The organism is Pseudoduganella sp. jia 12, from assembly GCF_055502675.1.
The window spans coordinates 1-15,909 of record NZ_JBUXKP010000026.1; the positions used below are offsets into that span (position 1 = coordinate 1).

The 15,909-nt window shown below is 60.3% G+C and carries 27 protein-coding genes; 19 read left to right on the forward strand and 8 right to left on the reverse strand.

What is annotated here, in order from left to right:
• From ACY65G_RS30295 to ACY65G_RS30320, 6 genes are all read right to left on the reverse strand, one after another.
• A partial coding sequence (locus ACY65G_RS30295) for a DUF551 domain-containing protein (protein ID WP_465000990.1) occupies nucleotides 1-371 on the reverse strand: 371 nt, incomplete at its 3' end.
• Nucleotides 368-715, reverse strand: a complete 348-nt coding sequence (locus ACY65G_RS30300; RefSeq protein ID WP_465000419.1) for a hypothetical protein — start codon at nucleotides 713-715, stop codon at nucleotides 368-370. The genes ACY65G_RS30295 and ACY65G_RS30300, both read right to left, overlap by 4 nt.
• Before the next feature lie 212 nt (nucleotides 716-927).
• Nucleotides 928-1,101, reverse strand: a complete 174-nt coding sequence (locus ACY65G_RS30305; RefSeq protein ID WP_464999508.1) for a hypothetical protein — start codon at nucleotides 1,099-1,101, stop codon at nucleotides 928-930.
• Nucleotides 1,102-1,283: 182 nt separating this feature from the next.
• Nucleotides 1,284-1,535, reverse strand: coding sequence for a hypothetical protein (locus ACY65G_RS30310; protein WP_465000991.1), 252 nt, complete (start codon nucleotides 1,533-1,535; stop codon nucleotides 1,284-1,286).
• 417 nt (nucleotides 1,536-1,952) lie between these two features.
• Nucleotides 1,953-2,906, reverse strand: coding sequence for a 3'-5' exonuclease (locus ACY65G_RS30315; protein WP_465000992.1), 954 nt, complete (start codon nucleotides 2,904-2,906; stop codon nucleotides 1,953-1,955).
• Between the two features lie 18 nt (nucleotides 2,907-2,924).
• Nucleotides 2,925-3,665, reverse strand: a complete 741-nt coding sequence (locus ACY65G_RS30320; protein ID WP_465000993.1) for a S24 family peptidase — start codon at nucleotides 3,663-3,665, stop codon at nucleotides 2,925-2,927.
• Between the two features lie 523 nt (nucleotides 3,666-4,188).
• On the opposite strand from ACY65G_RS30320, the gene ACY65G_RS30325 reads away from it, so the two are divergent.
• The 6 genes from ACY65G_RS30325 (at nucleotide 4,189) to ACY65G_RS30350 (ending at nucleotide 7,272) form a co-directional block, all read left to right on the forward strand.
• On the forward strand, nucleotides 4,189-4,632 hold the full coding sequence (locus ACY65G_RS30325) for a phage regulatory CII family protein (RefSeq protein WP_465000994.1): 444 nt from the start codon (nucleotides 4,189-4,191) through the stop codon (nucleotides 4,630-4,632).
• Nucleotides 4,629-4,997: a hypothetical protein gene (locus tag ACY65G_RS30330; protein ID WP_465000995.1), complete on the forward strand. Its 369-nt coding sequence runs from the start codon at nucleotides 4,629-4,631 to the stop codon at nucleotides 4,995-4,997. Before ACY65G_RS30325 ends, ACY65G_RS30330 begins: the two co-directional genes overlap by 4 nt.
• The gene (locus ACY65G_RS30335; protein WP_465000996.1) at nucleotides 4,994-6,043 is read left to right on the forward strand and encodes a tyrosine-type recombinase/integrase; all 1,050 of its coding nucleotides are present in this window, start codon (nucleotides 4,994-4,996) and stop codon (nucleotides 6,041-6,043) included. The genes ACY65G_RS30330 and ACY65G_RS30335 overlap by 4 nt, the downstream gene beginning before the upstream one ends.
• A 72-nt stretch (nucleotides 6,044-6,115) precedes the next feature.
• Complete coding sequence (locus tag ACY65G_RS30340) at nucleotides 6,116-6,802, forward strand: phage antirepressor KilAC domain-containing protein (protein ID WP_465000997.1); 687 nt, start codon at nucleotides 6,116-6,118, stop codon at nucleotides 6,800-6,802.
• A gap of 21 nt (nucleotides 6,803-6,823) precedes the next feature.
• Complete coding sequence (locus tag ACY65G_RS30345) at nucleotides 6,824-7,069, forward strand: hypothetical protein (RefSeq protein WP_465000998.1); 246 nt, start codon at nucleotides 6,824-6,826, stop codon at nucleotides 7,067-7,069.
• Nucleotides 7,069-7,272, forward strand: a complete 204-nt coding sequence (locus tag ACY65G_RS30350) for a hypothetical protein (protein WP_465000999.1) — start codon at nucleotides 7,069-7,071, stop codon at nucleotides 7,270-7,272. The genes ACY65G_RS30345 and ACY65G_RS30350 overlap by 1 nt, the downstream gene beginning before the upstream one ends.
• 4 nt (nucleotides 7,273-7,276) lie before the next feature.
• Here ACY65G_RS30350 and ACY65G_RS30355 read toward each other — a convergent pair whose 3' ends face one another.
• Nucleotides 7,277-7,501 (reverse strand): hypothetical protein, encoded by a 225-nt coding sequence (locus ACY65G_RS30355; protein WP_465001000.1) that lies wholly within the window; start codon nucleotides 7,499-7,501, stop codon nucleotides 7,277-7,279.
• Nucleotides 7,502-7,693: 192 nt separating this feature from the next.
• Here ACY65G_RS30355 and ACY65G_RS30360 point away from each other — a divergent pair, with 192 nt between their 5' ends.
• The 7 genes from ACY65G_RS30360 (at nucleotide 7,694) to ACY65G_RS30390 (ending at nucleotide 11,052) form a co-directional block, all read left to right on the forward strand.
• Entirely contained in the window at nucleotides 7,694-7,942 is a 249-nt protein-coding gene (locus ACY65G_RS30360; protein ID WP_465001001.1) for a hypothetical protein, read from the forward strand.
• The gene (locus ACY65G_RS30365) at nucleotides 7,939-8,190 is read left to right on the forward strand and encodes a hypothetical protein (RefSeq protein ID WP_465001002.1); all 252 of its coding nucleotides are present in this window, start codon (nucleotides 7,939-7,941) and stop codon (nucleotides 8,188-8,190) included. Before ACY65G_RS30360 ends, ACY65G_RS30365 begins: the two co-directional genes overlap by 4 nt.
• Entirely contained in the window at nucleotides 8,187-8,921 is a 735-nt protein-coding gene (locus ACY65G_RS30370; protein ID WP_465001003.1) for a hypothetical protein, read from the forward strand. Before ACY65G_RS30365 ends, ACY65G_RS30370 begins: the two co-directional genes overlap by 4 nt.
• Entirely contained in the window at nucleotides 8,918-9,391 is a 474-nt protein-coding gene (locus tag ACY65G_RS30375; RefSeq protein WP_465001004.1) for a hypothetical protein, read from the forward strand. Before ACY65G_RS30370 ends, ACY65G_RS30375 begins: the two co-directional genes overlap by 4 nt.
• A complete protein-coding gene (locus tag ACY65G_RS30380) occupies nucleotides 9,333-10,133 on the forward strand; it encodes an ATP-binding protein (protein ID WP_465001005.1) in 801 nt (266 codons plus the stop codon). Before ACY65G_RS30375 ends, ACY65G_RS30380 begins: the two co-directional genes overlap by 59 nt.
• On the forward strand, nucleotides 10,130-10,513 hold the full coding sequence (locus ACY65G_RS30385; protein ID WP_465001006.1) for a hypothetical protein: 384 nt from the start codon (nucleotides 10,130-10,132) through the stop codon (nucleotides 10,511-10,513). Before ACY65G_RS30380 ends, ACY65G_RS30385 begins: the two co-directional genes overlap by 4 nt.
• A gap of 122 nt (nucleotides 10,514-10,635) precedes the next feature.
• A complete protein-coding gene (locus ACY65G_RS30390) occupies nucleotides 10,636-11,052 on the forward strand; it encodes a hypothetical protein (RefSeq protein ID WP_465001007.1) in 417 nt (138 codons plus the stop codon).
• A 92-nt stretch (nucleotides 11,053-11,144) separates the two neighbouring features.
• Here ACY65G_RS30390 and ACY65G_RS30395 read toward each other — a convergent pair whose 3' ends face one another.
• Entirely contained in the window at nucleotides 11,145-12,149 is a 1,005-nt protein-coding gene (locus tag ACY65G_RS30395; RefSeq protein ID WP_465001008.1) for a hypothetical protein, read from the reverse strand.
• 438 nt (nucleotides 12,150-12,587) lie between these two features.
• On the opposite strand from ACY65G_RS30395, the gene ACY65G_RS30400 reads away from it, so the two are divergent.
• The 6 genes from ACY65G_RS30400 to ACY65G_RS30425 all read left to right on the forward strand — a co-directional run bounded on the left by ACY65G_RS30400 (nucleotide 12,588) and on the right by ACY65G_RS30425 (nucleotide 15,871).
• Entirely contained in the window at nucleotides 12,588-13,013 is a 426-nt protein-coding gene (locus ACY65G_RS30400) for a hypothetical protein (protein ID WP_465001009.1), read from the forward strand.
• A 220-nt stretch (nucleotides 13,014-13,233) separates the two neighbouring features.
• The gene (locus ACY65G_RS30405) at nucleotides 13,234-13,410 is read left to right on the forward strand and encodes a hypothetical protein (protein WP_465001010.1); all 177 of its coding nucleotides are present in this window, start codon (nucleotides 13,234-13,236) and stop codon (nucleotides 13,408-13,410) included.
• A gap of 7 nt (nucleotides 13,411-13,417) precedes the next feature.
• Nucleotides 13,418-13,729, forward strand: coding sequence for a hypothetical protein (locus tag ACY65G_RS30410; protein WP_465001011.1), 312 nt, complete (start codon nucleotides 13,418-13,420; stop codon nucleotides 13,727-13,729).
• Nucleotides 13,726-15,264 carry an SGNH/GDSL hydrolase family protein gene (locus tag ACY65G_RS30415; RefSeq protein WP_465001012.1) on the forward strand — a complete coding sequence of 513 codons (1,539 nt, stop codon included), beginning with the start codon at nucleotides 13,726-13,728 and terminating at the stop codon, nucleotides 15,262-15,264. Before ACY65G_RS30410 ends, ACY65G_RS30415 begins: the two co-directional genes overlap by 4 nt.
• A complete protein-coding gene (locus ACY65G_RS30420; RefSeq protein WP_464999531.1) occupies nucleotides 15,261-15,551 on the forward strand; it encodes a hypothetical protein in 291 nt (96 codons plus the stop codon). Before ACY65G_RS30415 ends, ACY65G_RS30420 begins: the two co-directional genes overlap by 4 nt.
• Nucleotides 15,551-15,871, forward strand: coding sequence for an HNH endonuclease (locus tag ACY65G_RS30425; protein WP_464999532.1), 321 nt, complete (start codon nucleotides 15,551-15,553; stop codon nucleotides 15,869-15,871). Before ACY65G_RS30420 ends, ACY65G_RS30425 begins: the two co-directional genes overlap by 1 nt.
• Nucleotides 15,872-15,909: the final 38 nt, after the last annotated feature.

Sequence of the window (15,909 nt, forward strand, 5' to 3'; positions counted from 1 at the left end):
GGCAGCGGCATCCAGTGCGTGACGCGCTCGGCGTCGATCGGCGTCCGGTCCGGGTAACGCCAGATGCCGGCGTCGCGGTAGCCAGTCCACACGTCGTCGTCATTTAGTGCGATCAGCACGAGGGTCTCGTCATGGGGCAGGCGCACGTCCGCCGGCGTCCAGTCGGCGAATGGCGACGTGCGGATCGCGGTGCGGCCTGGGCCCGCCTTCTTGAATACCACCAGGCCGACGCTGTAGGTGTGCTCGTCGCGCAGCTGCGCAAGCGCGTCGGTGCGAACGTAGCCGGCGGGTGCCGACGCTGCGGCGGGGGCTGGCAGCACGCGCTGCAGATCGCGCGCGCCGGCCAGGTGGTTTTGTTCTTGTTCCATCATGCGTTCTCCATTTCTTCATTCGGTGCGCCGGCCTCGGCCGCCGCGTCTTCGGTGTCCGGCGAGTCGCGCTGCGTGTTGCGGTGGTGCGGGCAAGGCGTCAGCGCTTCGGCCGGGACCGGCTCAGAACTTCCGACCAGGTAGACCACCACCTCTGGTGCGCCGCCTGGCTTCTGGAACTGCAGCGTGTGCAGGTGATGCAGTCGACCCTCGTACAGCACCGGGTGCGCCGTCTGCCAGGCATGCAGCAGCACGCGGTTCTGGCGTTCGGCCGCGTCGCGCCGCGACAGCGACTCGGAAGGCGCCTCGACTGGCGCACGATCTTCGGCCCGGCGCCGCTGGTTCATGGCAGCCACGACACCACCACGGCGGCCAGGGCGCCGAGGATCACGGCGATCTCGGCGACGTCCGCGAGCAGCGGGCCGATGTCCTCGGGCTTCATGCGCCCACCCACAGGCGCGCCGCCACAACGAGTGCGCCAGTGAAAAAGCCGAGCGGGGGCATCAAGAGCCATCCCATCGGGACGCTCCAGCAGTTCATCTTCTTCATGGTTTCCTCGTTAGAGTGGGGCGGTGCGGCGTTCGCTCGATGCCGGCAGCGTGCGGTGGACGATTGCGGTGACGCCCAGGGCGCCGCGGTCGTACGCGGCGTTGATCAGGGCGACCAGGCGGCCGATCGCTTCGTTCTTCTCGATGCGCCCGTCAGCAAAGCGGGCAGTGATGATGTAGCTCACGTGGTTCTCCTGGCGGGTTGTCGGTGCCGGGTGTCCATGTCCGGCTGGGCCTGTGCGTCGTCAGGCTGGCGTTGGGAGAACCACACGTGAGACCCCTCATGCTCTCGCTACGCCGGTCGATCCCGGCTACGAGGAGGCTCATGTCTGGTCACCGCTTGCGGCGGTGAATCGTGACTTTCGAATTAGTCTGCGCAGTCGCGGCGCGCAGTGCACGCATACGAGCCGGCGCAGGTCGCGAGCTGGCGGCAGTAAGCCGGACCAGGCACCAGGGTGTTGAGCCGAGGTTCCGCAGGGTTCGGCAACTGCGCGCACTTGGCGACGACCTGGCCCCGCAGCAGCTCGCCACCCTTCATCGCTGCGGTGCTGTTCGCCGCGTCGATGCATGCGGCGGAGTCGTCGCGGAAGGTGAGCCAGTAGCTGTTGAGGGGTGTCATGTTAGGTGCCGTTGAGTTGTTAAGAGGAATGGTAAGCCAGCTTAATAAAAAGCGCAAGCAGACGGCGAAAATATTTAAGTTGTAAAGTCAGCTTAACAAGTGGTAGAGTTCGGCAGTCGAGTTGATCGACCGCTGCGCTCTCCGGGTAACGACAGGCGCGTAGGGATAGGCGTACTGTGGGAAGGTCTGAGACACGCACAGGGGTGGCGAAGTTAGCGCCCCAGACCGAAAGGCTGACGGATCGCGCGCTCTGTGGATAGAGTTGGCGCGTGAAGGCTCAGGATGCCGTTGAGGTGATGCAAGGAGGTTCTGGTGGTTGAGGTAAATTCAACCAACCAGAAGAGAAAAACGTCGCAGCGAAGCGGAGACACCTACAGCTTTAAAGACAACTAATGCACGCGTGGATCTGGAAAAAGATCAGTCATCATCCTGTGGTATGTCGAGCCACATTACGTAATGCCCATCTGCATTTGAGTCCGTAATCTTTCCGCCGCGTATCTTGGCCGAGCATTCAAAATGCGTGAACTCCGCAAGATCGCCAGCAGCGAGTGCCTGGCGAAAGTCTTGCGCAAGTCGTGGGGATAGATTGCCTACCAAATCTTCTTTTAAGAGTACCCGGACGACATTGGACTGCGCTTCCACGCGAAGCGTTGCCTGGATATCGAGGGCTGCACCACGTTCGCTGCGGGGGCCGCATAGCGCCTCGAATATGCCTTGGTGCTTCTTTGTTCCGAGAACTTCAATACGAAATTGGCGCGGCCCTGAAATAACTGGGATCACATCTGGCAATTCCACAGTCTTTGTGCCTCTCGGTCTAACTTCTGGCAGTGAAGTATTGTCGACGTTGAACGCGTGAAAGTAGACTTCTAGGGCGAGCAGAGCATCGTTAAGAGCACGGTGCGCGCCCTTAACTTCAAGCTTTAAGTACTCTGCTAAGCTACTCAGTTTATGATTCGGCAGGTGGGGCCAAGCGGCGCGAGCTCGTTCGAGTGCGCAATCAGCCGGGTTGGTCAAAGGAGATATCCCATGACGATCAATTGCCGAGTTGAAAAAGCGTGCGTCGAAATTGAGGTTGAAAGCGACGACAATACTGTCGCCAATGAAATCAACAAACTCCGGTAGCACTTCCTCCATCGGCCGGCCTTCCCTTTCAAGCATCTCATCCGTGATGCCTGTCAATCGGCTGATAAATTTTGGTATAGATCGATCAATCTTTATAAGCTGCTGCATGTGCGGATGAGATGCAGCGCCGGGAATATATTTTACCGCTCCGATCTCGATGATCGAATCATTCCGAGAGCACAAGCCAGTGGTTTCGAAATCGAAAAATACGATCGACCTCCCAGTCGTCGGGTAGTGATTGGCTTGCATTTTCTTATCTTGTTAATTTTAAAAGTTATCACCTTCGCGGCGCACTACACGTCCGATTACTATGCAGCGGAGGCCATCGCATCGCATTGGCTTAAATTTCTCTTGGTCTTCGTTATCGGACGTAAGCCACCAGGCCCCCGCTCGCTTCAAAAACCTTTTAATTACTGCCTGCCCTTCATAGTTGATGGCAAACACAGCGTTATCGACTGGATGCTTGTCTGCAGTGTTGACCACAACGACGTCGCCCTCATAAAACGTGGGCTCCATGCTTTCGCCTTCCACGTCGATCCCGATCAGATGCTCAGGGTTATAACGCTTTCTATTGGTCCAGTTACGTGGAATTCCCATCACACCGTGATCACGGCGATCAGGCTCCATTTCGAATCCAGTTATACCGGCTTGCAATTTGAGTCTTACTTTCGGGATTGTATATAAAAGTGATGAATCTTCGTCTACCGGAACCACCTGCTTAAATTCCGGGAAATCTTGCAACAAGTCTTTGACTTCTTGTTCAGGCGGGACTTGTTGAGCAGTTGGCTCGCCGATACCGGCTTCCAGCCAAACTGGATTGACGCCTAGGAAGTCGCCGATGAGGCGGGCCTTTGCGGCGCTGACACCGTTAGTATCAGCCAGCCAGTAGGCAACGGAAGCGGGAGCAACGCTCGCTGCGCGAGCGACGTCTGCCGCAATGATTTCGCGACCCTCCTTGGCTGACTTCTGTTGCATGGCCCAACGTAAGCGTTCAGATAGCATTTTCATTTAGCTAGCTTAACAAATCCTGTGGTAAGACGGCTTACCAAAAGCAACTTTTGTTAAGTTAAGCGTTGACTTTAAAGTTAAGGAGCCTTAACATAGCGCAAACAACTTAACAAAGGCCGTTATGAAACGACCCGCTCTTCCCGCCTCGACAGTGATCGACGAGCTCGGTGGTACGAAAAAGGTTGCCGATCTGTGCGAGGTAACCCTCGCAGCAGTGTCCCAATGGCGCACAGCAAAAACCGGCATCCCGAAGGACAAGCTCAAGATTCTCAGGCTCCTGCGACCCGACGTGTTCGAAAAGCTGGAGACCGGACCAGAACCTGATCGGGAGTACCGCAAGCCCCCAAGTCGGAAGAATGTTGCGGAGCTGAGGCGTGCGAGACCGCGCATTGAGGATGCGCTACCGACCCCGCGGCCATTGCCAAGAAAGTAAGCAGTACTTTAGCTGATTTTCGCGCGGTCTTGCATTTGAAGTATCGCCGGAACAGACCTTTTCAGATTCATTTTTAGCAAGGTTGACTAAATGGACGTTCACGACGCGCTCTACAAGGCGGCACATGAATACCCAGGCGGCGTTGAAGCGCTGGCCGTCCGTATGGGGAAGGGACCGCAAGTTTTGCGGAACAAGCTGAACCCGAACACCGCGACGAATGTGATCTCGCTGGCCGAATTCGACATGGCCCTGCCGATCGTTGGCTACGAGCCACTGCGCGCCTTGGCTGCGGCGCACGGCTTCGCACTGTTCGAGGTGGGCGAGGGCGAGGCCGGCGACCAGGCCGTGCTGGAGATGTTCGCCGCCCTGGTGGGGTCGCACGGCAACGTGGGCAATGCGATCTATGCCGCGCTGGCTGACGGCCGGATCGAGGCGCATGAAATGAAGTGCATCAGCGATGCGGCGCGCGAAGTCCACAGCACCCTGCAGAGCGTCGTCGCCCGTCTGGCCAGCATGATGGAGAAACCGGAATGACCCGTACCGAACAAGCCAACTACTCGCTGGCCACGCTCCTCGGCTGGTGCAACCTCGCGCTCGTCGGCGGCGGCGCCATCCTCGGCACGCCCCCGGGCGGCGCGCAGAACAGCCGCGGCCAGGCCATGGTGCCGGACTGGTGCGGCGACTGGGCAGCGGCCGGCCCGCTGATGGTCGAGCACGGCGCCTATCCGAAGCTGCATTGCCCCGATGCCGGCCAGATGTATGTGCGCCACGAGTTCGCCTCCGCGACGTTCCTCGACCTGCGCACCTTCCCGTCGCGAGAGGCCGCTGTGCGCTTCGCCGTGGTGGCGATCGTCATCGACATGCTGCGCGCCAATCGGCTGTCGCGGAGGCGCAAGTGAGCATCAGCCTGTTCCGTTCCGGGAAATCCAAGATCTGGCACTACCGGTTCCAGGTCGCAGGCCAGCGCATCCAGCGCAGCACGCGCGTCGCTCGGAAAGGCGAGGCCGAAGCGATCGCGGCGCGGGCCCACACGGCGGCGGTGCTGCGCGCGAACGGCGGGCACCCGATGCCAACGCTGCGCGAGCTGTTCCGCGAATGGGCTGACACGCGCGGCCCGGTCGCCAGCGAGCACCATCGCCGCTCCGTCGACGTGGTGCGCCGGCCGCATCTGTACAAGCTGGGCGAGCTGCCGATCAGCGAGCTGACCACGCTGCGCATCGAGCAGGCCCGCAACGAGCACCTGGTCGATCACGAGCCGGCCACGGTCAACCACTGGCTGCGCGTCATCAAGCTGGTGGTGAACTGGGCGGTGAAGCGCGAGGTGCTGCCGCAGCTGCCGTGGAAGGTGGCGATGCTGAAAGTGCAGAAGAGGCCGCGCGCCATCCTGCCGCTGGACGTGGCCATGACGTGGTTCGCCGAGATCGATGCGGCAACGAAGCGCGAGCCGGGCATCGCTACCGCGGTGCGCATGCAGTTCGGCGCGGGCCTGCGCGAGGGCGAGTCGGCCTCCGCGCGTTGGGAATGGATCGACTGGGAGCGCCGCACATACACGCCCGGGATCACGAAGGGGCGCGAGGCCGAACCGGTGCCGATGCCCGGCTGGCTGATCGAGCACCTGGCGCCGCTGCGCAAGCACGAGGGCCTGATCGCCACGAAGGCGAACGGCGACGAGCTGCCGCCCGGCTTCGCCCGCACCGCGATGCGCATCGCCAACGTGAAGTGCAGGACGAAGGGCCTGACGCCCCACCGGCTGCGCGGGTCGTTCGCCACGCTGCTGTCCGAGGCCGGCGCGAATATCCAGACGATCCAGGCGGTGATGCGGCACAAGTCGCCGCTCACGACGATGGCTTACCTGGAGAAGGATCTGCGCCGGGTGAGCGCTGCGCAGGAAGAAATTGCCGCAAAAATGGGTTCGCAGCGGCGCGAAAGTGGCGCGAGCCTGTGAAGTAGCCCTTATGGGTATTGGATCACACGATTATCAACAGTCATCGGCAACTGGCCGGACGAGGAGGGCGGAATGGAACTGACCACGATCGACAGCGTCACCATGACGACGCGCGAGATTGCCGAGTTGACCGGCAAGGAGCACCGCAACGTCATGGCCGACGTGCGCTTGATGCTGCAGCAGCTCGGGGTTCAACCTGCTGACTTTTCAGCAGCTTACACGGCTGGCAACGGCCAGGCGCAGCCCATGTTCGCGCTGCCGAAGGACCTGACCCTGACGCTCATCGCCGGCTACAACGTCGTGCTGCGCAAGCGGATCATCGACCGGTGGATCCAGCTGGAGGGCGCGCCGCCGGCGCCGGCCCAACTGTCCCGCCTGGAGCTGCTCGAGCTGGCCCTGTCGTCGGAGCGCGAACGTGTCGCCCTCGCCGCCCAGGTGGAGGCCCAGGCGCCGAAGGTGGCCTTCGTCGACCGCTTCGTCGCGTCGTCGTCCGGCAGCAAGGGCTTCCGCGAGGTCTGCAAACTGCTGCGCGCGAACGAGCACGACTTCCGCGAGTTCCTGCTGGATCGAAAGATCATGTACCGCCTCAACGGCGACTGGACGGCGCACGCCCAGCACCTCACCGCGGGCCGCTTCGAGGTGAAGGCCGGCACCGCAAACGATCATGCCTATACGCAGACCAAGTTCACCCCGAAGGGCGTGGAGTGGGTGGCCGGCGAGTGGGCGAAATACCAGCTGCAAGCCGCAGCAGGCAACTGACCACAACAAGGAGAAATTACGATGTCCGACAACAACCGCTCGGCGACGGGCAAAGACAACAGCGGCAAGCTGTTCGACACGATCGTGGCGGGCCGTCGCCTCAAGAACGACGCGGCTCTGGCCCGGCTCCTGGGCGTGACCCAGCCAGCGATCAGCAAGATCCGCCATGGGCACAACCCCGTCAGCGATACCACCATCCTGCGCGTGCACGAAGCGACCGATATGCCGGTGAAGCGCATCCGCGAACTGATCGGGGCGGGGGCGTGATGGAGCAGGCGCTGGAACACGACCCGGGCCACGTGCGCACGCGCGAGCACTACGAGGCGATGGTGAAGGAGCGACAGGAAGAACTCAAGGCCGCTGCGGCTGGCCGTCAACCAGCGGTGTCGGAGTTCCAGGCGCAGCAGGAGCGCGTCCGCACGCATGTTGCGCTCGGCACCCGGATCACGCGGAAGAGGATCCCGCTGTAATGCGTCAAGCGGCCACTGCGATGCTGTCAACGTGCTGCTGGCCAGCCTTCCACGCCGCCTCCAACGCGGCAGACCGATCGTCATGCCCGGCGAGGCGGCCGGCGTGCACGGTGGCGCCACCGTAAGCGATGCGGTAGCAGCCGACGTAGTCGAAGTCGTCGCCGTCCTCCGGCCACAGTTCGACGTTATAGCCGAGATAACAGTGATGTATGGAATTGTTGCTTGCCATTATGCAATGGTAGCACAGGGGATTCTTTTGCCTGAAATTTTGTAAAGGGGAAATGTCATGGGTGCGTTTTGTGTATTCGGTATCAGCCGCTCGGCGTGCCGAAAGAAGGCTGAAAGTAAGGTGCCGGTGCAGATTCCAGGGGGGGGCGGGAAGACGTACTCGGTCATCGAATGGGGTGCGCAGGTGCGTGCCATGACTGAAGCGCTGTTCGCCGAGGCAACACGAAGCGAGCGAGTTTCGCCCGAGTTGGATGCGCCGCAATTCTGTCGCGATTGGCTGGCAGCCCAGCCGGCCGAGGTTCGCCAGCCGGTGATTATGTGCCGTACGCAGAAGGTCGACAAGCATGGCAATCCAGTGAAGCGCAACGGGACTGTCGTCATGACCTGGCGAGAATTCGACGAGCGCACGGGCGCGCCCAAGCAGGAAAGCGTTTCGGCATGAAGGGCATGGTGGATCTGTCGGAGTGGCGCGATGCTGCCCGGCTCGATCCGTCCGCGCTGCAATTCACGACCCGGCCGGCAAAAACCTGCCGCGGTTGCATCTTCGAGCGGCAGTGGTCGGACGTGTGCGGCCAGGCGCAGGCGGTGGCGAGCCGTGTCGACCTGAAGAGCTGCGAAAAGGGATTCATTTACGTGTTGGTGCCTGGCGATCCGTGCCAGCACCCATTGCTGGGAGGGATTGAAGAATGAAAGAACGACCGATTCTGTTTTCTACGCCGATGGTGCGCGCGCTGCTGGATGGCACGAAGACGCAGACCCGTCGCGCGCTGCGCCGTCAGCCGTACGTCAGTTTGAGCTGCCCGCCGAGTTTTTACGATGCGGAACCAGGCGATTTGTTCGTCTGTCCAGACATGTTCCCGACCTCGGAGCAACGAAATAGCGTGATAGCCGAGTGCCAGAGCATCGGCGTGTACCACTGCATGGGGCAGCGCGCATTCGCTGAAAAGCATTCGCCGTACGGCCAGCCCGGTAGCCGGCTCTGGGTGCGCGAGACATTCATGGACCTGCACGGTACCGGTGTCGAGCACCGTGACACGAAAGGCATGCGTCAGCGCTACGCTTTCGCCGCCGACAGCCCGCCGGGCAGTCACGGCGACGAGGCGCGCCTGGAATATGGCTTGAAGTGGAAGCCAAGCATCCACATGCCGCGTGCCGCCAGCCGCATCCTGCTCGAGATCGTCAGTGTGCGAGTGGAGCGGCTACAGGAGATCAGCGAGGCTGACTGCTGGGCCGAGGGCATCGAGGCCTGCGACGGTCTGCTGGACGACATGAGCATCTTCGATCTGGCGAAGCGTATGGGCCGGGGCTTCGAGGATGCTGCGCCGTCCTACGCTGCGCTGTGGGAGCAGATCAACGGCGCCGGCAGCTGGGACGCCAATCCCTGGGTGTGGGTCGTCGAGTTCAAGCGAGTGACGCCATGAGCGCCGACGACTTCGCCGAGCTGCGGGCCGCTGTCGCCATTAAAGCGCCGCGCGTGTTCGTCGACCGGGCCCGGCAGGCAGCGGTCATGCAGGAACTGGACAGGCTCCGCGCAGCAGCACGCCCGATCGCTATCAAGGGCGAGTATCCCGAGGCTTTCGAAGAGTGCTGGGCCGCATATCCGAAGCGGCCCGGCGCGTCGAAGGCCGCCAGTTATAAGGCTTGGGCAGCGCGTTTGAAGGCAGGCGCCACCGAAGCGGAAATGCTGGCCGGCACGAAGAAATATGCCGCTTACGTCGCGGCGACCAGGCTCGACCCGCAGTTTGTTCTTCAACCCGCAACGTTTTACGGCCCGAGCGAGCGATTCTCCGCCGACTGGACCATCCCAAAAAATCAACCGAAAGGACAGCAACATGGACGTTTCCGAGATCAAGACTTTGGGGCCGGCGCTGGGCAAGATGGCAGCTTCTGAACGTGAGGTGCGCGAATGCCTCGTGCACGGAAAATACACGTCGCTGCTGATCCGCGGCGAGTGGTCCGGATGTGTCTCGTGCATGCACCAGGTGGATGCGGCGCGGGAGAACGAGCAACGCGAAGAGTGGCGCCGACAGCTTGCCGCCCGGGAGTGGCAGCGCAAGCTGGGCCGCGCAGCCATCCCCGACAAATTCCACGACCGGACGTTCGACACCTACGTTGCGACCAACCCAGGGCAGGAGAGGGCGCTCGCTTCGGCGAAGCGCTATGCCGCAAACTTCGACGAGGCACTGCTGCACGGGACATCACTGATCTTCTGCGGCACGATCGGCACCGGGAAAACGCACCTGGCCGTGGCCATCGCGCATGCTGTGATGGCGCGCGGCCGGCAAGCGGTGTTCGTGAAGACGATGAAGGCGATCGACACGGTGAAGGAGACCTATTCGAAGGGCAGCCTGAGAACGAAAGGGCAGGTCATCCGAGACTTCGTCGAGCCCGATCTGCTGATCCTCGACGAGGCCGGCATGCAGCGCGGAACCGACGAGGAGAAGGCAATCCTGTTCGAGATCATCGACGGGCGCTATGAAATGTCGCGGCCCACGATCCTGACGACAAACCTCGCACTGCCGGCGCTGGAGGAGATGATCGGCGAGCGCGTCCTCGATCGCCTGCGCGAGGGCAATGGCCGGATGGTCGCCTTCGAATGGGAATCGCATCGACGCGGGAGGGGCGCGGCATGAGCCAGCTCGAGCTCTTCGCCCCGCCGGCGCCGCCTGTGCGCCGTGTCGGTGGCATGCCGCGCAGTGTCGAGGCCAAGTGGGTGCGCGCGTGGACGGTCGAGGTGCGCCAGGCGTTTCTCGACGAGGCCATGAAGCGGCCCGGCGAATGGATCAAGGGCAGCCACTTTCACCGCACTGTAGCCATCCTGCATGACATCGGTTGCTGCTGGGGCCACGCCATGCACGCCATGGTCCGAGCCGGCATGCTCGAGGAACGGCAGCACTACTTCGGTTCAAAGTCGCCAGTCGAGGGCAATTACCGGGGCTACGAGAATCTGTACCGTTGGCACCCGCCAATGTCCGCGTTGGCCCGTGCCACTTCGTGCATGAGCAGTTCATGAGGACTGCCGCGTGAATCGGGTTTAAACCATGTGGCGCGAAAGTGGCGCGAACCACCTTCGCAGCCCGCATGGTTAAGCCATTTGCAGATTATTTGGAATCATCCGCGATAGGAGAATCGATCGTGAAAAAGCGCAACAAAAGCTACCGCCCGAAGCCCTGCGTGCTGCCGCTGGGCATGCGCCACGCGGCCAGCATGGAAATACCTGGCTACATGGCGGCGGCCGCGCTCGGCACGGCGCATTTCGGGGAGCAGCACGTCTACGACATGCTGTCGAATGCCGATCTCACGCGCCGGATCGCGCCAAACGGCCATGAGCTGCTGCCGATCGCCGAGACGATGGTGCAGGCGTGCGCCGCGATCCAGGAGCGGGCCCTGCGCACTGGCCGGCACGGCGTAACGGGCGATGAAATGCAGGTCCTGCGTGACGGGTTGGCGAAAACGACAGACTATCTGCGCTCGGTCCCGAATGTAGCAATAGCACGCGCGGCAATGGCAGCCAGCCGCGAGTTCCAGCGCACAGGCACGCTGCGCGTTTAGTTAACCAGTCCCACCCATGTCTAAGGAAAATAGTGCCACTACCTTTTTAACAATGAACAAATCGGTGGCGCATTTATGCAACGAGAAACCCACTATTCCTTCAGAAAAAGTTCCCCCAGCGCATTTCGCAAAACGCGGGCACCATGCTCAAATGATTCCTTCGCTACGATCTCTCTTTGGATGTTTCGGAAAACACGCTGGCCGTTCTCCAGCGACTCTGAGACTTGGCGTAACCTAATTTCCCCAACCCGCCCCTTCCACTCTATTTCGCCATTTCTACCGAATGAGTTTGCGAAGTTGGAATTTGTGTTTAAAACATTTAGATCATCGTACACGTATTCGACTTGGCACCACTCGACCGTACGCAGTTTTAATTTCGAATCTGCCGCAGCTGGGGTAATGCATATATTGTCGGAATTTGCCGCCATCGCAATAGTAGGGTAAATTATCCCAGAAAATCCGCCCGTTCCTTCGATAGAGGGATGATCCATGTTGTCAATGCCGTCTAGATGGAGCACTTCGGCGATAGCGATTGTAAGCTTATAACGATCTTCTCTATCCGCAGGAAGTATGGACGTAAACTCGGATGCTAAAAACTCTGCAACCATCTTATTCCTAGGAGTGTCATACTGTACTGGAACTCGTATTTTCTCCGCCGTTCGCTTTGAGCCAAGTTTGGAAAACGCGTCAGTCGAGTAACCCGCACGGTTCAAGAATATAGGTTCTGAGGTTATCCAAGTTGACAAGGCTACATTATCGCCCGGGTTTACCCGCAACTCAAAATACGCTGGAGCCTCAGTTAGACAACCGTAAAACATCGATTGATTTAGCCGGTTAGCTCGACCCAGCTTCTTGACAAACTCGCTTGGAGGGTATGTCAACTTGCTTATATTGTCAGGGATATCGTTCCATTTCACCGCTCTATAAATAGGGGTTCCGGCAGGTATGATTCTAGCGTCTTTCACATGGCCGCTGAATAAAGGTCGAAGCATTTGTTTTAAAGAGTCAATCTCGGCTTCTGCCCAATTCACACGCTCAAATGATTTAATTAGTTTCTTTAGTTCTTTAAATGGAAATGGCTTATTAGGATCTTTCATTATAAAACTCAAAATAATTATATTTCCCCCGCCTGAGTGAGGGGCGCAAAAAAGGATACCGTTAACGTTGAACTTAAGCAATATATCTCGGTGCACAATCGGAACAAGGAGGAAAATCATCCAAGTACCTCAAGCGAGCTTGCGGTTCAGTACTACCTGATCGCTAGCTGCGTAGGCGCGGTTCTGTATGCAACTACGGAAGATGGCTCAAGGGCCTCTACACCAATCTTCACCTCCGCTCCTACACATCACTCTCAACTTTAGTGGTGCGGATGCAGCGTAAGTCACCGCGCAGACTGCATGGTTACGGCATGCACGTCATTTGGGTCATCCGCAATGCGCATTTGAGCCAACTTTACGGTGAATTCTTTCCCGCTGACAATCTTCATTTGTTCCCGCCGGGATAAAATGAAGGTGGTTTAACGGGGAGGAAAAACCATGAATGATCGTCTTTTAAACCAGCTTTGCGTGGATTGGGTTCAGTGGTGCTACACGCGCCGCTTTTATATTGCGCCTGGCGGGAAGTCGCAGCTCGGCGTCATGCAGCCGAGCAAACTGCGCGAGCCGCCAGATGCTCGCAACAACGCCGATATGCAGTTCTTCAACATGGCAGTGCACACGCTGGCGGACATGAAAGAGCACCACGATGCGATGGTCTGCTTCAACCTGTACTACATCGAGCAAGCTGACAACATCAAGCGAAAGGCCGACGAGCTGGGCATCAGCCGGCCCACGTACTACAACCGCGTCAAAGCCTTTGCGCGCAAGGCGTACACGCTGTCGTTGAGCCTGAAGGCTGTGCACAATGGCGGTGCCGGATCGCCAGTCAGCCGGGCTGGCGAAGCGATGCAGGCCACTGTGTAAAGGTGCAGTTAGACAAATAAGTTCGTGACTCGCCTTTACACATTGGCCTAAAATCGCCTCAGTTTCGATAGTCTCAAAAACTATCGCCGAAACAAATTGCTACTTACGAGATACGTCTGAGCACCTGAAAGCCCGCGCTTGAAACCGCGGGCTTTTTTGCGTTTGGCGGTGGATTCCTCCCCGTTGATGTCGCTGAACGCACCCATTTTCGCGAGGCTCCATGACCACCACTACGCACCCGACGAAGGAATCGGTTCGCGCGTTCATGGAGCAGCGCATCTTGTCGCCCGACCCACCGCCCACGCCGGACGAGATCCGCCGCCAGCTCGGCTGGGATCTGATCCCTGAAGCTAGACGCCCTGGCGGCGCCGGCAATCTGAACGATATCGACCACTGAGGAAGCCATGCGCCTGTCCGCATATCCAGGCCACCCGGACTACAACCCGGAGTGGCTGCGTTGCTGCGTCCTATTGGACGGCCAGCCGATGAAGGACGTCACCCACGCTGACGAGGAGCGCGGCCAGATCGCCGTATATGCGCGGGATCGCCGAGGCAACTTGATCGTTGACGGCGACAAACTGGTAACGAAGATTTTGACCGGCTGTGTCGAGCTGCGGCGCGACTGGAGGCACGTGGAATCGATCGGCTTCGACAAATGGATGTGCAACCGCATCGAAACCGCCCACCAAGAATTCATGAAAAGGACATCGGCATGACCGTCAAACTGCTCGCCAAGCATGGCATCTACACTGCGAACACCATCGTCACGCTCGATGCCGCTACCGAGGCGGGGCTGATCGCCGCGAAACAGGCCACTACCGATCTCACGGGCGGCGTCGCGTACGTGGCGCCGCCGGCACCGCCGAATCAGCGTTACCCGGTCATGGTCGAGGTTGACCAGGCCGGGAACTCGGTCTCGGTAGTGAGTTCGCAAAACGGCCAGCAGCTGTCGATTGGTGGCGGCGCGCCAGCCGGCAGCACGATCATCGGCGGCCTGGGCGATTCGATCACCGCGCAGTTCACGACCTCGAATGGGGCGGGCGCGCAGATTGAATATCGCAGCAAGGGCTTCCTGACTTGGCTCATGATCCTGTCCGATGGCGCCTTGTACACAAACCGGGCCTTGAATCATGGCGTGAGCGGCCAAACGTCGAAGCAGATTGCCGACCGCTCTGCTGCCGCTGCTGCTGACATGAAAGCTCGCGGCGCGCGGTTTTGCACGGTCCACATGGGCACGAATGACCTCAACGAATCGAGCGTTGACGAAAAGCAGATCGTCGACAACATCACCGCCACGTGTAGCAGCCTACTGAAGGAAGGTATCACGCCGATCGTGCTCCCGATTCTGCCGCGCTTCTACGATTCGGGCACCATCGGGACCGCGCTCACGCCGGAGCGCCGTTTGACATTGCAACGCTGGGCGCGCGCGCAACGTAACTATGCGCGCAGCACCCCCGGCGTACTACTGTGCGATCCGACCATCCCGTTCACCGATCAATCCGATGCCCTGGGCTATCCGATCGGCCGCGAGGGTTCGACGAACAGCGCGCTCGCATACACGAACGACGGCCTGCACCCGTCGCCGCGCGGCGCATTTCTGATCGGTCGCATGCTGCTCGACTTGCTGAAGCCCCGCCTGTCGGCCATCGCCCCGCGCATCACCTCGCAGGCTGATGTGTACGACGCCACCTACAACCCGAGTGGCAACCGCTTCAGCAATGGCTTCATGAAGGGCTCGGTTGCGCAATCCGGCACCGCTGCCGGCGTGGCGGCAACCGGTGTCACTCTGACGCGGCAAACTTCTGGCGCCTCCGGCGCGACCGGCATCGTCACGGGCAGCAAGGGCACGCGTACAGTGCAGGGCGTGCCCCTCGAAACACAGGTCTGCCTGACGTCCGGTACGTCCATCGTCGAGCTGTACCGCGCTTACATCACAATCAACGGTGTGACTGTGGGCCAGCAGGTTGATATCGATTGGGCGATCGCCGTGTCCAACGTCACGCCGGGCAGCCTGACGAAGGTGGAAGTGTTCGCATCCAACAACAGCAAGAACTACTATGCCAAGCGTGACGAAACGGGTCTGTACCAGCCAGACGATAGCTGGTCCGGCACGCTAACCGTCCCGCCGTTTATTGCGGAGGCGGCGCAAGTGCTCGTGATCCTCGAATGGGGCATCAACGGTGCGGTGGCAAGCGCGGGTGCTCAGATTGAAACCCTGCGCATCGGCGTTCGCACTACCGACATTGCATGATCCGCAGACTGATCGTGCTCGCCCTGCTGGCCACCTCGCCGGCACGGGCAATTGAGCCGCCCACCGCTGTCGAAATCGTGGAGCAGCAGCGCATCGTGCAGCACGTTCTAGCCAAGCCAAACGGCCGCCGGGACCTGGTGCCGCAGATGGCCGCATGGTTCGGCCGCGAATTCCAGCTGGAGTGCGACCGCGACCTGCAGGATTGCGCGCTGTATGTTGTCCATCGCAACAAGGGCCGCGAGATCACGTACATGCAGGTGGTCGCCCTACTGATCGAGCCGAAGTGATGCGACTGAAGACGCTCAAGCCCCGCCTGCAAGCCATTGCATCAGCACGAGTTCCGACCCTGCAAGTTCAGCCGGGTCGCGTAGAGCGGAAGCGCGGCAGTGCGGGCGTAAAAGACCGGAACGAGATCAGGGAGCGTGACTGCGGCTTGTGCCAGGAGTGCAAGCGGCAGGGGAAGACGACGGTCGGCAGCGCGGTCGACCACATCAAGCCGCTGTGGGCTGGCGGATCCGATGAGCCCGAGAACAAGGAACTGCTCTGCATCCCGTGCCATGACACCAAGACGGCGCGCGAGGCAGTCGAACGAGCAAGGGGCTACTGATGAACCTGGACGACATCGACGTGACGATCACGAAGCTG

Coding starts and splice junctions, on each gene's coding strand:
- ACY65G_RS30300 (WP_465000419.1), bottom strand. CDS start 715: ATGAACCAGCGGCGCCGGGCCGAAGATCGTGCGCCAGTCGAGGCGCCT.
- ACY65G_RS30310 (WP_465000991.1), bottom strand. CDS start 1,535: ATGACACCCCTCAACAGCTACTGGCTCACCTTCCGCGACGACTCCGCC.
- ACY65G_RS30315 (WP_465000992.1), bottom strand. CDS start 2,906: ATGCAAGCCAATCACTACCCGACGACTGGGAGGTCGATCGTATTTTTC.
- ACY65G_RS30320 (WP_465000993.1), bottom strand. CDS start 3,665: ATGAAAATGCTATCTGAACGCTTACGTTGGGCCATGCAACAGAAGTCA.
- ACY65G_RS30325 (WP_465000994.1), top strand. CDS start 4,189: ATGGACGTTCACGACGCGCTCTACAAGGCGGCACATGAATACCCAGGC.
- ACY65G_RS30330 (WP_465000995.1), top strand. CDS start 4,629: ATGACCCGTACCGAACAAGCCAACTACTCGCTGGCCACGCTCCTCGGC.
- ACY65G_RS30340 (WP_465000997.1), top strand. CDS start 6,116: ATGGAACTGACCACGATCGACAGCGTCACCATGACGACGCGCGAGATT.
- ACY65G_RS30345 (WP_465000998.1), top strand. CDS start 6,824: ATGTCCGACAACAACCGCTCGGCGACGGGCAAAGACAACAGCGGCAAG.
- ACY65G_RS30350 (WP_465000999.1), top strand. CDS start 7,069: ATGGAGCAGGCGCTGGAACACGACCCGGGCCACGTGCGCACGCGCGAG.
- ACY65G_RS30355 (WP_465001000.1), bottom strand. CDS start 7,501: ATGGCAAGCAACAATTCCATACATCACTGTTATCTCGGCTATAACGTC.
- ACY65G_RS30360 (WP_465001001.1), top strand. CDS start 7,694: ATGACTGAAGCGCTGTTCGCCGAGGCAACACGAAGCGAGCGAGTTTCG.
- ACY65G_RS30365 (WP_465001002.1), top strand. CDS start 7,939: ATGAAGGGCATGGTGGATCTGTCGGAGTGGCGCGATGCTGCCCGGCTC.
- ACY65G_RS30370 (WP_465001003.1), top strand. CDS start 8,187: ATGAAAGAACGACCGATTCTGTTTTCTACGCCGATGGTGCGCGCGCTG.
- ACY65G_RS30375 (WP_465001004.1), top strand. CDS start 8,918: ATGAGCGCCGACGACTTCGCCGAGCTGCGGGCCGCTGTCGCCATTAAA.
- ACY65G_RS30380 (WP_465001005.1), top strand. CDS start 9,333: ATGGACGTTTCCGAGATCAAGACTTTGGGGCCGGCGCTGGGCAAGATG.
- ACY65G_RS30385 (WP_465001006.1), top strand. CDS start 10,130: ATGAGCCAGCTCGAGCTCTTCGCCCCGCCGGCGCCGCCTGTGCGCCGT.
- ACY65G_RS30395 (WP_465001008.1), bottom strand. CDS start 12,149: ATGAAAGATCCTAATAAGCCATTTCCATTTAAAGAACTAAAGAAACTA.
- ACY65G_RS30400 (WP_465001009.1), top strand. CDS start 12,588: ATGAATGATCGTCTTTTAAACCAGCTTTGCGTGGATTGGGTTCAGTGG.
- ACY65G_RS30405 (WP_465001010.1), top strand. CDS start 13,234: ATGACCACCACTACGCACCCGACGAAGGAATCGGTTCGCGCGTTCATG.
- ACY65G_RS30410 (WP_465001011.1), top strand. CDS start 13,418: ATGCGCCTGTCCGCATATCCAGGCCACCCGGACTACAACCCGGAGTGG.
- ACY65G_RS30415 (WP_465001012.1), top strand. CDS start 13,726: ATGACCGTCAAACTGCTCGCCAAGCATGGCATCTACACTGCGAACACC.
- ACY65G_RS30420 (WP_464999531.1), top strand. CDS start 15,261: ATGATCCGCAGACTGATCGTGCTCGCCCTGCTGGCCACCTCGCCGGCA.
- ACY65G_RS30425 (WP_464999532.1), top strand. CDS start 15,551: ATGCGACTGAAGACGCTCAAGCCCCGCCTGCAAGCCATTGCATCAGCA.